The sequence below is a fragment of the Paenarthrobacter sp. RAF54_2 genome, assembly GCF_052113945.1.
Lineage (GTDB): Bacteria > Actinomycetota > Actinomycetes > Actinomycetales > Micrococcaceae > Arthrobacter.
Map to the genome: position 1 here is coordinate 83520 of NZ_JBFRDV010000010.1, position 15926 is coordinate 99445.

12 protein-coding genes are annotated in these 15926 nt (G+C 56.8%); 4 read left to right on the plus strand and 8 right to left on the minus strand.

From position 1 onward, the window contains the following. Positions 1-85: 85 nt before the first annotated feature. From AB4Y87_RS12135 to AB4Y87_RS12150, 4 genes are all read left to right on the plus strand, one after another. Positions 86-550 (plus strand): Lrp/AsnC family transcriptional regulator, encoded by a 465-nt coding sequence (locus AB4Y87_RS12135; protein ID WP_223934236.1) that lies wholly within the window; start codon positions 86-88, stop codon positions 548-550. Positions 551-608: 58 nt separating this feature from the next. Further along, a complete protein-coding gene (locus tag AB4Y87_RS12140) occupies positions 609-1178 on the plus strand; it encodes a YdcF family protein (RefSeq protein ID WP_442004589.1) in 570 nt (189 codons plus the stop codon). A 427-nt stretch (positions 1179-1605) separates the two neighbouring features. Next, positions 1606-2760, plus strand: coding sequence for a non-hydrolyzing UDP-N-acetylglucosamine 2-epimerase (wecB, locus tag AB4Y87_RS12145; protein ID WP_442004590.1), 1155 nt, complete (start codon positions 1606-1608; stop codon positions 2758-2760). Positions 2761-2921: 161 nt separating this feature from the next. Continuing rightward, positions 2922-4574 carry a hypothetical protein gene (locus AB4Y87_RS12150; protein ID WP_442004591.1) on the plus strand — a complete coding sequence of 551 codons (1653 nt, stop codon included), beginning with the start codon at positions 2922-2924 and terminating at the stop codon, positions 4572-4574. 70 nt (positions 4575-4644) lie between these two features. Here AB4Y87_RS12150 and AB4Y87_RS12155 read toward each other — a convergent pair whose 3' ends face one another. The 8 genes from AB4Y87_RS12155 to AB4Y87_RS12190 all read right to left on the minus strand — a co-directional run bounded on the left by AB4Y87_RS12155 (position 4645) and on the right by AB4Y87_RS12190 (position 15925). Next, positions 4645-7194, minus strand: coding sequence for a hypothetical protein (locus AB4Y87_RS12155; protein WP_442004592.1), 2550 nt, complete (start codon positions 7192-7194; stop codon positions 4645-4647). Between the two features lie 9 nt (positions 7195-7203). Next, positions 7204-8859 (minus strand): CgeB family protein, encoded by a 1656-nt coding sequence (locus tag AB4Y87_RS12160; protein ID WP_442004653.1) that lies wholly within the window; start codon positions 8857-8859, stop codon positions 7204-7206. Between the two features lie 5 nt (positions 8860-8864). Then, positions 8865-9710, minus strand: a complete 846-nt coding sequence (locus tag AB4Y87_RS12165) for a hypothetical protein (RefSeq protein ID WP_442004593.1) — start codon at positions 9708-9710, stop codon at positions 8865-8867. A gap of 269 nt (positions 9711-9979) precedes the next feature. Continuing rightward, a complete protein-coding gene (locus AB4Y87_RS12170) occupies positions 9980-10888 on the minus strand; it encodes a hypothetical protein (protein ID WP_442004594.1) in 909 nt (302 codons plus the stop codon). A 56-nt stretch (positions 10889-10944) separates the two neighbouring features. Beyond that, positions 10945-12225, minus strand: coding sequence for a UDP-N-acetyl-D-mannosamine dehydrogenase (wecC, locus tag AB4Y87_RS12175; protein ID WP_442004595.1), 1281 nt, complete (start codon positions 12223-12225; stop codon positions 10945-10947). Positions 12226-12265: 40 nt separating this feature from the next. Continuing rightward, positions 12266-14161, minus strand: a complete 1896-nt coding sequence (locus tag AB4Y87_RS12180; protein ID WP_442004596.1) for a glycosyltransferase family protein — start codon at positions 14159-14161, stop codon at positions 12266-12268. Next, positions 14161-15051 carry an ABC transporter ATP-binding protein gene (locus AB4Y87_RS12185; protein WP_442004597.1) on the minus strand — a complete coding sequence of 297 codons (891 nt, stop codon included), beginning with the start codon at positions 15049-15051 and terminating at the stop codon, positions 14161-14163. Before AB4Y87_RS12185 ends, AB4Y87_RS12180 begins: the two co-directional genes overlap by 1 nt. Next, positions 15038-15925 carry an ABC transporter permease gene (locus AB4Y87_RS12190; protein ID WP_442004598.1) on the minus strand — a complete coding sequence of 296 codons (888 nt, stop codon included), beginning with the start codon at positions 15923-15925 and terminating at the stop codon, positions 15038-15040. The genes AB4Y87_RS12185 and AB4Y87_RS12190 overlap by 14 nt, the downstream gene beginning before the upstream one ends. Between the last annotated feature and the right edge of the window lies 1 nt (position 15926).

The following is a 15926-nucleotide window of genomic DNA, read 5'->3' on the forward strand; positions in this document are numbered from 1 at the left end:
GCATGCAGGAAGTGAGTATTCTGAAAGACGAATTGCAAATGTGAGCTGGGTAACGAGTCAGTTCTGTAGACGAATTGGAGACCACGTGAGCGAGACCGAGGCGGAGCAGACTGCCGTACCCCTGGACGATGTGGATCGGGACATCATCCGAGAGCTCACAACTGACGGCCGGATGTCCATTACCCAAGTGGCCGAGAACGTGCACATCAGCCGGGCGCACGCCTACTCCCGCATTGCCCGGCTTACAGGCGAGGGGGTTTTGACCAAGTTCACGGCACTGGTGGATCCCATCAAAGCCGGCCTGCGGTCTTCGGCCTACGTCACCCTCAAGGTCCAGCAGCATTCTTGGCGAGAACTGAAGGAGCACCTGCGGGCGATTCCCGAGGTCCACCACATCGCCCTGGTGGGTGGCGACTTTGACGTCATCCTGCTGGTCCGCGCCACGGACAACATCCACCTACGGCGTGTGATCTTCGACCAATTACAGTCCATGGACGGCATCCTGGACACCCAGACTTTCCTGGTGTTTGAGGACGTCGATACGCGGTAACTGCCCGGGCGGAGGCAACTCGTACGGAACGCACATTCGGGGACCATAGACTGTCCCCGTGCCCCTCAAAACCGCCTCCCTCACGCGCGCAGCTGTGCGGGTCGCTTTGTCGGTTGTGGCGATCGCGCTGCTATGGCTGATCGCCGCTTTTCAATTCTTTTACAGCCCTCCGCAGGCCATACCTCACCGTACCGACRCCATCGTCGTTTTAGGCGGGTTAAGCACGGAACGACTTCCAGTGGCTCAGGAACTCCAGGAGAGCCTGGACATCCCCTTTTTGGTAGTCTCGACAACAGGCCTTTCCGGCAACGTTGAGGGTGACGCGTTGTGCCATGAAGACGAAGACCCCGATCTGATTTGCTTCCGCCCCTCGCCGCTGAATACCCGGGGTGAAGCCAGAGGCCTTGCGGAGCTGATCAAGCAGAACGGGTGGAAGTCCGTCACCGTGGTGACGTCCGACTATCACCTCGTTCGTGCTGGCACCCTGATGCGCCAGTGCACCTCTGCAGAGATCCAAATGGTCGGCTCCCAACCCGACCTTTCGGCCCGAGCCTGGCTGGACCGATTCGTCGTCGAAACAGGCGGGCTCATCGACGCGTGGATGCAGCCGGAGTGTTCTTCTCACTAAGGTAGAGGGAAGAACTGTCAGAAAACACGTCGCCAAGCGACCGTCCATGGAAGGTGCACAAGGTGAGTCACACGCCAGCGGGCCCGCTTCCAGCGGGCCGTCACTTCAGGCGTCGTCGCTTGGGGTTTCAGCTCCCGTCGGCTCCTGTCCGCACGCCGCTTGCGCCGATAACCGACCACCCGCGGCCATCGTCAGCGCCGATCCCCATAGTCCCTACCAAGAGCTCCGAGCAGCAACAGTTCAAGCGCCGGGTGGCTCTGGTTCTTGTCGTTCTGGTTGTCTTGGCGGTTCCGACTCTTCTGGCAGTCCTGCTTTTAGCGGGCTAGCTTTCACAAGCCCGCTCGAGTGTCGATTCTGGCTCAGCGGCAAGCTCAGCTAGGATGTTGAAGTCTCTGTCTGTCGCAAGATCGCTCTCTTGGGGGAAAACGTGCCCAGTATCATGCCCATTTTCGGTACTCGTCCGGAAGCCATCAAAATGGCACCCATTGTTCACGCTTTGCACGAATCCGAAGAGTTCGACTGCATCGTTACCGTCACGGGTCAGCACCGGGAAATGCTCGATCAGGTCAACGAGCTTTTCGGTATTACTCCTGACCACGATCTCGATATCCTCCAGCCCGGTCAGTCGCTCACGGACATCATGACGCGCACCATGACCGGGCTCGACAAGCTTTTCTCGGCAAACAAGCCGGACGCCGTCATCGTTCAAGGTGACACCACCACATCTACAGCTGGCGCAATCGCGGCGTTCTACCATGGCATCCCCGTAATCCATGTCGAGGCAGGTCTCCGCAGCGGCAATCTCCTTTCGCCGTTCCCCGAGGAAGCCAACCGCAAGATCACCAGCCAAATCACGACGCTGCACCTTGCGCCCACTACCACCAGCCGGGCGAACCTCCTTGCCGAAGGCGTATCTGCTGAAGACATCGTCGTCACCGGCAACTCCGTCATCGACGCACTCTTCACCACAGTAGACAAGCAGATTCCCTTCACTGACCCCCAGCTCGAAGAACTTGCAGCCAGTGGTCGCAAGATTCTCCTTGTCACCACACACCGCAGGGAAAACCAGGGTGATGCCATGCGCGGCGTCGGCCGTGCCTTGGCCCGCATCGCAGACGCCGAGCCGGACCTCGTCATCGTTCTGCCCGCCCACAAGAACCCGGTTGTCAGGGAAGCGGTCCTGCCCGCCCTCGAGGGAAAGACGAATGTGGTCGTCACCGAGCCATTGGCCTACGGGGAGTTCACTCGAATGCTGTCCCTGGCACACATCGTCCTCACYGACTCCGGTGGAGTCCAGGAGGAAGCCCCAAGCCTCGGCAAGCCCGTTCTGGTGATGCGTGAAAACACGGAACGTCCTGAAGCGGTTGAGGCTGGCACTGTCACTCTCATTGGGACCGATGAGGAACGAATCGTCGCCCAGGTTGATCGTCTCTTGAACGACGCCGAGCATTTCGATGCCATGGCCAACGCAGTCAACCCGTACGGTGACGGTCGAGCGTCAGAACGCACAGTCGCTGCTATTGCAGAACTTCTGGGAGTCGGGCAGCGGATCGACGAATTTGGTGTGACAGTTTCCGTTTAGTACGGACGGCGCCTGCAACAGATCTGTCACGAACTGTTAGCACAATTTACAATTCTTTTTGGTGCTTGAAAGTTGTCGTCAAGTCATTGAGTTTGGCGTGCCCGCACGCCATCCTTTTGCCATAGGTCCATGGTCTCATCCTACGAGCCCAAGGATCCGCTGTGGCAAAGTTCAGGTCAGAGACGTCCGTCCCACCTACGGCCAATGCCAGACATACAACGGCCAGCCTTCTGGCCGCATTTGTCTTAGTAATAGGTTTCCTGCACGCATCGACAGCCCAAGCGGCTGCGCCACCTGTTTACCCCATTAGTGGCTACTTCATTTTTGGGAGCACCAGCGATTCGGTCAACTCGCAGAAACTCTCAGACATCAAAGCAGTCGGCGGCGATACTGTCATAACATTTGGATCGCGCATAAAACCCGCCACCCTGACGGACATTCCCGCCGACTGCAAGGTCAACGGAATAAACTGCGCGCAGGCCGCCGCCGCTGGAGTAAAGGTCAATCGATACTTCACATACTCAGACAGCGCTCTATGGGGGACGCCCTCACACGTCTGCCCTCGTGATATTTCCCTCACGGGAAATGGAAAGCCGTTCACAGTACTCGTCCTGCCAAACCAGGGCAGCAGCTGCACGTCCCCTAATGGACTCTATGATGTCGTCGTCATTAGTGGCGCAACCGCAGCGGGAACCGTTGGCGTCAATGTCTCCCTGGCAAAGACGGCCACCTCCTTGGGGATGAAGTACTACGCCGGGCTGCCGATGCCGGTGGCGCGTACAGACTACGGATACCTTCCTGATGTCACGTATCTTCCGGCCTTTACCCAGTTCACGGAGCGCTTCCTTCGCTACCAAGCCAAGGTTGCAAATGTGGCCGGATTGGCTGGTTTCTACCTTTCATACGAAATGCCAGTCACCAGCGGCACGACGTTCGATCCAATACTGAACCTCTACAAGATCCAGAACCAAGCCATTGCCCTGATACACCCCGGGCGCAGTGGAGTGGTAAGTCCTTACTTGGACGGACGGAAGACCGGGGGCCTCTCGCTCACTCAAGTCCGTGATGGGGCAGAAAAGATCGGAATGACGGCCGGCAACAATAAGCTTGCAGTTGCTATTCAAGATGGGATGGGGACGGGGAAATCGGGTGCATTCTTCGGAAACGAAGCGAACAACCCCGTAGATCAGTTCAATGCATCAATTGTTGGCACCGGGACGTGGGGAAGTAAGTATCAGGCCCCTGTCCGCGACTATTTTGTAGCCGCCGCGGAAGGCATTGATGGCACAGGAGCTGAACTGTGGGCGAATCTCGAGGGTATGGCGCCTGCAACGTCCCAGAATCCCTGCGATAGCAACTCGCGGGGTCAAACCACCAAGTCAAGAGTAGACAGGCAACTTCAACAGTTGGGAAACTCGCCCACGAGAGTCATCTCCTACATGTGGGACGGCTATTACACATGTACTGGCGCTTGGTCTCCCCTGGCCGAACGGTTGAAGGCTGGCAACATGACTCCGGTAATCACTGATTCGATCTTCTATGGCAACGGCGACGTCTTGGTCACGGGGCAGAATCTAAGCGGGGGGACGGTCTATGTGAAATGGACGGACACGTCAGGCCGAACCTTCGAAAAGACCGTAACCGCTGCCGACTACAACGCCGACTACGGCACGCAACATGGCATCAACCCACGGCTCGAATCAGTCACGGCCAAACTCGGCAGCACCTCGCTCGGGATTGGCAAGTACTACATGATTGACGTCGTAAACGGCGCAGGCGCAAAGAACGACGCCTTCTACTCAGATCGCGGCTAGAGTTCAGCTGTAAATAGACGAGGCCTTCTGCCCGTGGGCAGAAGGCCTCGTTCTGTCATCAAGTGACTTATTAGCGCGTGGAAATACCGCTCCCAGCACCCCAGGGGGACGTGGAAACAGTCACCAAGGAATTCACGTTTTCCAGAGAACCAACCCACTCCAGGTTGCTGATCTCCGCAGAGGGAAACGAAGCAGGGCGGACCTTCAGAGACTTGGAAGCCGGAAGGATAGCGAACGACACCTCCGGCGTGTTCAGGTTCTTGGGAACGTGGACCCGCAGATTGCGTGTAAGCGGAGAGGTCTTCAAGACCTCTGTGTATGCGACAGATCCGCCTACACTTACCGTCAGTTTGTACAACCCAGCTGACTCTTCGCTAACGCTGTGCGCCACCGTTGCTATCAGATCTGTGCCCTTGCCCTTGATCCGTTCGTGGGTTACTACTACGGACCTTCGGTCATGTCCGAGCATCCAGCTGACCTCTGGCTCGACAATATCGATGTCGCTAACAATTTGCTGAACGTTGAATCTTGTTGGTTCGCTCGCAAAGATGCGCTCCASCAATCCTTCAAATCTCATTTCAGCATTGAGCGGCCCCAGGACCGCTGTACGGGCTGCAGCCAGAATTCTCGTTGTACTTGCATTCGAGGAGGCCAATCTGGCGAGTTTCATAGCCAGTTCGCCCCTCTCCCGAACGGACACTGAGGCGATGCCGGCAGGACAGATGTTCATCGTGCCGACTCCGCGGGGCACCACCACCAGAGAACCTGAAGCCATGGCAAACGGCAAGGCTTCAGACGGCAGCGGACCCGGAATACTGGCATCATAGGGGGCCACAACAACGGTGGACTTCAAGGCAGCCGCCAGCAGCCCAACGTCGTTGAATTCCGCAGGTGATTCCTCAATGAACAACTCCAGCGAAGGCCAGTCGGCCAAGTCCCGGAAGGCTGCGGCTTGTTTGTTGAAATGAAGCCTCCGCTTTCCCGCTACTACTACTCGCTGCTCACGTTCGCGAACCCGTTCCGTGGCCATCCGGAACGAATGATCTACCAGATGCGGCAGGTGCTCCACTGATTCGAAGCCGTCGCTGACAAGTCCAGCGGCCACAGTTTCGTTCAAGACGCCAAAGTAGTCCACCCTGGACGCCAAGCGCTTAACCTTCTCGGCGCCCTTGGCGTGTTCAGCACCAATCACCGCAAGCCGGACACCGGCCGCGAGCAACTCATCCCTGCCCGCCTGTGTGATGCCACAATCCAGCCCCGATATGACGAGCAGTTCAGGAAGGTCCTTGACGGACTGAATGAACTTGGCCGCGTTGACCACAAATTTAAACTCGTTGTTGGGGTCGGGTACAAGGACACTCTTATATTGGGCAAGGTCAAGGGCTACTACGTTGTGTCCCAACGTTTGCAGCGCTCTCATGGCCACCGATGATGTGGAGGTTACTCTTCGGAATCCCACGCCGAGTACGGCAATTGAGCGGGCGTTCGACGTGACCTTCACCTCAATGCGCTCCTGCGGAACGGCAACTTCGGTTGAACGAATGGGTTCAGCTTGCTCGCGAGCGGCATCCACAGCATCAAATTGAGTGAACCAGAGACTGCGTTCAGTAGCATCCAGATCCTGCCAGGAATCATCAGAAAGTACCGATTCCAACGCCATGACGCGAGCCGCTGCAGAGTAGTTCCTGAGGAAACGATCGTGCGTTGAACGGCTCAGTTCTTCCAGTGAAGAAGACGCAAGCAAAGACTGAATGGTGTTGTCCAGTTGCGCTATCGAATCGACGCAGATGATCTCAGGGAAGGAGGCCAGGTCGTCGGCGTCCGGGACAATGGAAACGATCGGAATTCCCATTGCGGCGTACTGGATTACGCGACTTGGATACTGGAAGAAGCCCAGCTTGTCCAAACCCTCAAACCAGGTTTCGAGACCTTGGTGGTCCCGGAAGTACTGCGGAATATTGATCGCGAGTCCGGTTCTGGCACCGGCCTCGACCACTTCCTCGTCGCTGTCCAGGAACCCACCGCCGATTCGGTAGTAGTCCCGCCCCACGTTGCCATGAATTCGGATACTTGAGGTAAGCGAGCCTAAGTCGAAATACCTGGTCCGGCGAACTTCGTCGTGGACGTTGCCCAAGAACATTGCATCTGATTCCCGTGGCTGCGATCCAAACACATAGGGGAAAGCAGTTTGGTCTGTCCAGAACGGGAAGTTGATGCCAGTGGGACGCCCAAACATGGACTCGTAAAAATCCAATACCCGGGCAGTACCACAGTGGAGGACCACGTCATAGCTTTCCACAACTGGCCCATAGGAGAGATCCCAAAGGACCGGGTCATCAGAAAGCCATGCCACCAGGCGTGCGCCTGTGCGTTTAGCCCGTTCCAGCAGCGGCATCGGAAGACTGCCCGGCCTGAACACGAAAATCACGTCAGGACGAAAATCGATGACCTTATCCAACGTTGCGTTGAGGACGTGCAACTGCGCAGGACCGGTCGCAAACTTGTATCCATGGCCGACCTTCCCTGTGTTCAGAACCGTATGGCCGGCAGCCACGAGGGCCCGCTCAAGGGAGCTAGCTACGTGCGTTTCGACTATGCCATCAAACAAAGCAATTTTCATGATGATTCCCTAAACCGTCCAGGACGGATTATCTGAACTGGCGGATACCTCGCGTACATTGAACCGATCCGAAATCGCGACCAACTCTGAAGATTCAAAGACCGAACCAGGAGTCAAAGATTCGTGCACGAGGAGGGGCTTCCAATCAGCTGATATCGGCGAAATCCATGCACCTGAGAGAACGCGGAAGCCTTCGGTATCTTCAGGCCAGCTATCGCCAATGTAGGCACTATCTGGCTTCTTGGCAGTGGCCGTGACGGCCTTGCCTGTAACTCGGGACTCAGCGTCGTGAAGTGTATAGAGACGCAGGTCGCTTACGTAGTTAGGCGCGTAGTCAAAGGCCTCAGAGAACACGGTTACAAACGGGGAATCCAGATGAAAACTCTCGATGTCCTGAAGCGTTCGCAGGATGGTGGTGGTTTCGGACATGCCTCTGCGCTTCAATGCTGAACGAATTTCACTGTCGTCAGCTCCGACGCGGCAGACAACCACAACATTTTCCAACTCGATCGTCTGTTCTTTTGCCTGGGCGATGAGGCGGTCCAAGGACGACACTGAGGACGCGACGAGCACGGCCGTAACGCCATCGCGGGGAATCTTCCACTCAAGCCCGGCCATGGAATAGATCTGCTGCATCCGTTGGGCATAGGTGTGCTGCTGCAGCGTACGACGCCAGGCCTTATGTGTCGCGCGTTCACGGAAGTCATGATCGCCCACAAGGCGCCCAAGAACTTCCTTTGCCTCCGACTGCGTTTGCACTGTGAAAACTTCGTCAGCCGCGTAAGCACCGGCAATAGCCTCTGATTCAACGCTGACAACAGCTGTCTTGCTGCTGCTCAGTTCGAAAATCCGCCTCGCGCACATGCTCTTCGACTGCGGTACAGAATTTACATTTAGGAAGACCTTGTGGTGGCTGTATGCCCTCACCATTGCCGCGTATGGGAGGGAGCCCACCACGAACTGTGCGTAAGGTTCAGGAAAGGCATAGTTCGGATCCCCGCCGAGCGCCCGTGAGTATATCGACAAGCCCAGCTCTGCCGACGGGGGGAACAACAGATTCATTTGCTCACGGCGTTCCGGGAACTTGTGCGCAAAATACTGCCCTGCGAAGGCCACGTTTCCCACATTGGACTGTGAGTCACGTAGCGGCTTGTGAATACGCGGTTGTGCAGCAAAGGGAAGGGTGGCCACGTTGTCATGACCAGCCGCCGCCGCGTAATCCTTGATCAAGGACTCTTCGGACGTGAGGATCACGTCGAATTCCTTGGCTGCAGGGAGGAATTCTTCGAAGTGGGGCGGGTCTTCCTTGTTCCAGAAGACGGTAGGTATTCCTTGTTGTCTGCATGCTTGGATCAGTGAATAGAATGCCGTCTTGGGACCGCCGGGGCCGGTAATCTGATAGGCCCAATCTCCATCATTTCCACTCCAAGCAGACTCAACAAAGAGGACATCTGGACGAAGACGCTCCAGCGCCTCTGCGTAGTCCCTTGGGGAGATCGGCCACAGTCGCGCTTCAGGGGCAAAACACTGTGTCGAGAATTCGTCCAGGACCACCCCAACGGAAGGAAGGTCCCGAGTGGATTCAGGCAGGGCATAGGAAATCTCCAGCCCAAACGAATTATTCACCAGGTTGAACAAGCCAAGCTGGACGTTGCTCGAGTGCATCTCTTTCACGTTCCAATCAATTCTGCGCGGTTGTACGACTTCGACATGTTCCTTACGTAAAGTCGAGGATGAGCCTCGAGAAACGCCTGGACGGCGGGCCGAACATCGATGGCGGACGAGTCGACGATAACCACAGGCGTTTTAGGCCGGAGCCAATTGAAATACAACGCAGGGATGTTGTCTGTCAACGCAGTTCCTGAAGCAATACCCCCGAAGTCGATAACGACCATGTCGGCCGAGTGCGCCGTTACTCCGGCGAGGGAAGCAGCCGGAACCGGGCTTGCGGGCAAGAGATGACAACTTGCGCTCACGTCTTCTTGGGCTGTACCCAAAACGGCGCGGAAGGCAGCAATCTCCTGGTCCGACTCCACCAATCCTGCTGTTAGGGAGGGCCGTGGTTGCAGATGCGTCAGGCAGTTCGCGACCCATGCAGTTGAGATGCCGGAACCGATATGCACCACCGTTGCTGGCAAGTGATGACTGATTGACTCAAATATTCCACTTGCCGCTGCAACCGAAATGTTCCGGCTTTGTACGTGTCGGGTCATTCCCACCCAGTCACGAATCTGCTCCAAATGGGGGAAAGCCTCGGCGTTGGCAACGTGTTTAGTATGGTTCCCGACGGATACGAGCTTGGCCACGTCCGTTTCATTTAAGCGAACACTCTTGTCGATCGAATCCGCCGACTTGGCAATGTTCGATATAGCACGAGTCTGCTCAGTAGTCTTTTGCGTGTTCTGTCGCACGGCCGCTAGCGAACGGCGAACGGTGTAAGTGCCCTCGAAGAGAACCGGGACAGCCACTGCCAATCCGATGACAACGAGGAAAATCCCCAAGTTCTCGGATTCCAAGTATGAGATAAGGCCACCAGCGAAGATTAGGGCGCCGATTGCCAACCCAAGAATCCCTCTGGGCGTTCGAAGGAATCTGGTCAGCGGTGAGTCATTTTTGAGTCTTAACATTCTGCAATGCTCCGTGAAGTCGTTTCGTGCATCGAAGTTCTCTGGGAATTATTTAGTTTTCTTTGCACCGTGCTCCGTCCGGCTGGGGCTGTCCCGTTCGACTACCAGAGAGGTATTCGAACGAGACACCGGACGTCATCAGGCCTAGTTTGGAGGGGCTACTCGCGAACTCGCCGTCCTCGCTGTGTTGCAGCATCCAGGCCATCGAAACTCGGCGGGGCGAAGCCAAGTCCCTTCAGTCCTRCCGCCCAGTCATCGCTGGCGGCAACGTTTAGAACATCAGTTATGAGCGCCTTGGGGGGAGCAGCGTGTCCTTCGCCCCAGTCATCACCCATGAGTTCAAAGACGACATTGCTGTAGTACAAATTCTCAACAAACGGGTTCCTGTGACGTTCGATGTGGAATTTATCGGTGCTGTTCTGCATGTAGGCAACAGTGTTCTCTACCGGTTTGCTGTAGACCTTCACGAGATCCGTCGTGACGCTGTGCGGAAGTCTTTCCATGGCGTCGCTTCCACTGACCCCAAAACAGGTCTCGGCGTAGTTGGCAACGGGGACAGGCTCGTATTTAGCTATGTCGGTCTGTGGATTTGCAACGATTGCGAGAGAGCCCGGGAACTGCGAGGAATAGTAAAGAGAAGCAAATCCCCCGCCGGATGTACCGAAAAAGACGAGCCTTTCGCTACCAAATGACGAAACGATCTTGGCGATGATGTCTTGGAGAATCTGCTGCAGTCTTTGCTTTGAGTTACCCGCATACCAGCCAAGGTTCATAGTAGGGCTGATGATCAAGCTAGGATCAGAAATAAAGATCCTGTTTACATCGACTTCGCGGGAAACGCCCAGGCCAGCAATCATGGGTAGCCGGTACTCTGGACGTACCGCGCCGTGGAGAAAAACGGCCGTCGTCTTGTGCCCGCGATTTTGGACCAGGACGTCAATAGGAAGCCCTCCATGATCAATCACATGATATCCTCCCTTGATTTCGCGGGCGCTCAGGAATGAGCCAATCGAGGGATAGCCTGTGATCGCATGAACCTTTGGATCAATATTTCTTGCGCGGTTCATTCTCAACTCTCATGTCTTTGCTCGCTGAGGCGGCAAGCAGCTACAGGTCTGGGAACCTAGACAGCGATAGCCGCTGGCGTGGTTTCAAGGTTCAGCGCGCCGCGCGTGTCAATAACAATCTTGCCCGCGAGCAGCTCAGGGGCGACGGCCTTGACGTCGTCGTGATCGACCAGAACGACGACTACATCCGAGCGCTGGATGGAATCTTCGATCGAAACGAGCTCAACGTTGCTGCGGTTAACCAGCTGCTTGGGGAGTTCCTCCACGTGCGGTTCAGCAACGTTGATACGGCGATCCTGCAGAGCGTCGGCGAGGTGTGCTGCGATCTCGATGGCGGGTGATTCGCGGAGGTCGTCGATGTTGGCCTTGAACGCGAGTCCGAGAACCGAAACCTCTGCCGTGGTGGGCAGCGTCTCCAAAGCGGAAACGACCTTCTGGAAAACCCACTCCGGCTTGGCATCGTTGACTTCACGCGCGGTACGGATCAGGCGGGATTCCTCGGGAGCTGCTGCAACAATGAACCACGGGTCCACAGCGATGCAGTGGCCACCCACGCCGGGGCCCGGCTGCAGGATGTTAACGCGGGGGTGGTGGTTGGCCAGGCGGATCAGTTCCCAGACGTCAATTCCCAGCTTGTCGCTGATGACTGAAAGCTCGTTCGCGAAAGCAATGTTGACGTCGCGGTAGGAGTTCTCCACCAGCTTGGCCATCTCTGCGGTGACGGCGTCCGTGGTCAGGATCTCGCCCTGGCAGAACACAGCGTAGAGGTGCTTTGCCTTCTCGGCAGCCTCCGCCGTCATACCACCGACAATCCTGTCATTGGTGACGAGTTCGATCATGACGCGTCCCGGAAGAACGCGCTCCGGGCAGTGGGCCACAAGGATTGCCGGCTTCGAGTCGGAACCATCCAAGCTCAGGTCGGGCCGGAGGTTCAAGATGTACTGGGCCATGTGCTCGGTGGCGCCGGGAGGGGATGTGGACTCAAGGATCAGGAGTTCGCCGCCTCGCAGCTGCGGCGCAATTGCCCGGGCCGCGGCTTCGATATAGCTCAAGTCGGCGGAGCGGTCTTCCTTGAACGGTGTGGGGACGGCAACGATGTAGGCGTCAGCCTGGGGCGTGGAAGTACTCGCGCTCAGGTGACCCTGGCTCACAGCACCGGACACATGGACTCCGAGGTCCGGCTCGACGAATGGAACCTGACCAGCGTTCACTGCATCAACCGTGCGCTGGTTGACGTCTACGCCGATGACCTCGATGCCATTAGTTGCCAGGATGGCTGCGGTTGGGAGGCCTATGTATCCAAGGCCGATGACTGCTACTCGTTTGATGGTGTTCAAAGTAATGCTCCCCTTTTTATTTTCAAATCTTGAGTCTGGGCTAAAGCGTGACGTGTTCGGTGGGATTGCCCCAGAACCGGACTTCTCCTGAGGCGAGGAGCTCGTCGTCGGAGGCGTTCCAGGTGTGTCCCGCTCCGCTCCTGAGTTGGTAATAGTTGTATCGGTCAGAGGAATAGATCTTTCCGCCTGCTTGGGTCACTGCGTTCAGGAAGGCAGTGTCTTCGCCGCGGCTTCTGTCCTCGAACGGATGCTCTTCAAAGACGGAGCGTTTCGCCATGATGGTGGGTCCCATGACCATGTGGCTGAGCCGGTGCTCCATGTGTCCAAAACGGTACACAGCAGCATTCCTGCTCGAAATGAACATGAAGTGAGCGAGCTTGCCCACTACGTCCGCCCCCGAGTACTGCAGTGCGTTGACTTGGTCCCGTAGGTAATCAGGACCGTAATAGTCGTCGTCATCCATCTTGGTGAGTACCGCACCACTGGATTCGGCAACACACCTGTTCAGGCAGGCTCCCAGACTCAGCGATTCCGGCTCTTGAAGCAACGTCAATTGAGTCACGTTGTACTTCTTGCTAAGCCTCCGGATGGTGGAAGCATTGGGTTTGAATCCGTGCGTCAGCAACACGAGCTCAACGTCCACTCCCCGCTGGGAGCCAACTGTCTTGAAGATGTGCTCCAGTTGGTGTGGGCGAATGGTGGAAACCAGGGCAGTGACGGTTTCCGGCTGAACGGGCCTTTGACGTGCAGGCAACACGAGCCGTACAACTTCCTCAGCCCTGTGCGCGTATGTGTGCTCAGCCCAGATACGTCGCTGGGCCAAGTGCACGGCGCGATCATTGAGTTCGGGGCTGCGTATCAGTGCCTTGACGACGTCCGCCGCCTGCTCCGCACTGCCAACACTGTGGATTTCGTTGTCAGGGAAAAAACGGGGCAGTGCAGGGCTGGGCGTCGTTACTACGGGTGTTCCGGAGGCCGTGATCTCAAAGATCCGACGCGCACACATGCTCGGTGAGTCCACCACGGAGTTGACGTTCAGGAAGACCTTGTACGCCTTGTACGCGGTGAGCATCTGGTCATAGCTGAGCGAACCAACCACATGCGCGTCGTAAGGTGCAGGGAACTGATATTCGGGTTCTCCGCCCAACTGACGGGAGAAGATCTCAAGTCCGTTCTTGAATGTGGACGAACCCGTGATTGCGCCGTCCAAAAGAACCTGCAGTTGTTCCCGGCGTTCTGGATACTTGTGCGCAAAGTACATCCCAGCAAAGGCCACATCCCTGGAATGCCTGCCGTTCGCGGGCCTTACCGGGTTATGGATAGCAGGCTGGGCTGCGAACGGAAGAACCCCGATCCGGTCGTGGCCAAGGGCCGCACGATAATCCGGAAGCTTGTTCTCATCCGACGTGAAGACGGCGTCGAATTCGCGCGCCGCGGGAAGAAAGTCCTCAAAGTGCGGAGGGTCTTCCTTATTCCAGAAGACGGTAGGAACACTGTGCTTGCCGCACCACTGCATCAAATCCATGAACTCTTGTCGCGGCCCGTTGCTGCCTGTGAGCTGGTATTGCCACGAGCCGGAGTTGCCGTTCCATGCGGACTCGACAAACAAGAAGTCCACGCGCTGCTCTTGCAGTTGTCGGAGCCAGTTGTCTTTCTCGAGGAAAAGCACGTTCCACTCGTAAGAAAACGAACGAGCGGAAAAATCGTCCAGGATGACGGCAACTGTAAGGTCAGTGCGGCGGGGAGGAACGGCTGGGTAGTCAAAGTCGTCGAAGGACAAAGAGCGTCCGTCCTTGGCTCGGAGGATGGTTCCGCGAGCACTGCTAACAGAGCTCGCTGTAGCGGTCTTGTGCCGCCGATACCACTTTCGCAGCTGGGGTAGCCCTCCTTGGCGAAAATGCCATGCTGCCGTACGCACATCCGATACGTAGCGCATTACGCCCTGCTCCTGCGCATCTTGCTACGAGTCAGAACTTCCGTCATTTGTAGACTGGCGCGCGCTTCATCGCGGACACGTGCAGCTGTGATGTTGTTTCCCTTGGCCAAATTACCTGTGAAGTCCTGGTAGGCGCGAACAGTTTCTTCAGGATCGCCATCCATGATCAGGTGTCCCTTGTCCAGCCAGAGGACCCGGCTGCACATCTTGGTGATTGTGTCCAGGGAGTGGCTGACCAGGAAGACACAACCAGCCTGTTCGCGGAGTTGGTCCATACGTCGTTTGCTTCGATCACCGAACTGGGCGTCACCAGTGTTCAGGGCTTCGTCCACCAGAAGAATCTCGGGGTCGATGCTCGCGGCGATTGCGAAACGCAGCCGGGAGGCCATGCCCGATGAATATGACTTCATGGGCAGGTAAATGGAATCCTCCAGCCCACAGAGTTCTACGATGCTGTGGAACTTGGCCTCGACTTCCTGCCGGCTCATGCCCATGGCAAGGCAGCCAAGGACTACATTCTGATGGCCGGACAAGTCAGGCATCAGCGCAGCATTTACACCGAGCATGATCGGTGTGCTTGAAGCGAAAATCGCTCCCGATGTGGGGCGCATCTGACCGCTGATGAGCTTCATCAGCGTGCTCTTGCCCGAGCCGTTGCGGCCGATAATTCCCACAGACTCGCCTCGTTCCACCACCAAGGACAGTTCGTAAAGTGCACGTACCGTCACCGTGTTCGGCCGACGGCCCAGGCGGCTCAGGAAACTGGTGTCCCGGCGTTCTTGCGCGACGGCTTCAGAGTCGGTTGTGACCACACGGTATTCCATCGCTGCACGGTCAACCACCACACACGGATGGCCTTCAACATCCAGGACTTGCTCATCCGCGACCATAGGACTCCTCCCCTTGCCAGAAGAAGACCATACCCACGAGAAGTGCTCCCAGGGCCCAGACGGCCAACGTGGCCCAGGACTGCCAAGTGGGTGGCTGGGCATAAAGGATGCAATTGCGAAGGATATCGATGACGTTGAACAACGGGTTCATCTTCAGAACGGCCAAAATGTCAGGGTGCTTCACAAACTTCTCGTAGGAGTAGAAGATGGCGGAGCCATACATCCACGCGCGCATGAAGAACGGCAGCAGGTGGGTGGCATCGTGGACGCGCGAAATGATGCGGGCCAGAATCAGTCCAACACCAAGATTGAAGACTGACTGAAGCAAAAGTGCCGGGATGATGAGTAACCAGAGCCAAGTGATCTTCTCGACGGGCGGGATCAGGGTGATGATCAAGAGCATCGCGAGGATCAGCGGCACGTTTGACATCATTTCCCGGATGTTCATGCCGATCGGCAAAGTCGCCCGCGGAAAGTTGAAAGCCTGGACCACGGACTTATTGCTGTGGATGGAACGGGCACCGCTTGTTATGGCGCCCGATGTGCCCTGGAATATGAAGATTCCAATCACCAGATAGCCAACGTAATTCTCAATGCCGCCGCTGGTCTGGAGCAGAATGCCGAAAATAACGTAGTACGTCAGCCCATTGAAGATCGGGTTGAGCAGCAACCATGCACTACCCAAGCGGTCTCGTCGCGTGCCACTCTGCACCCTGGCGCGGGCGTCATAAAAAATGAACTCACGGAAGTCCCACAGCTGAACCAGGTAGTCCAGAAAGCCCGGGCGCGCACCAACGCGCGTCAGGCGGCGCATGTCCACAGCCAGTGGTTGTACCAGTGCTGGCTCGGGCAGTAGTGCTTTCTTCGCCGACATC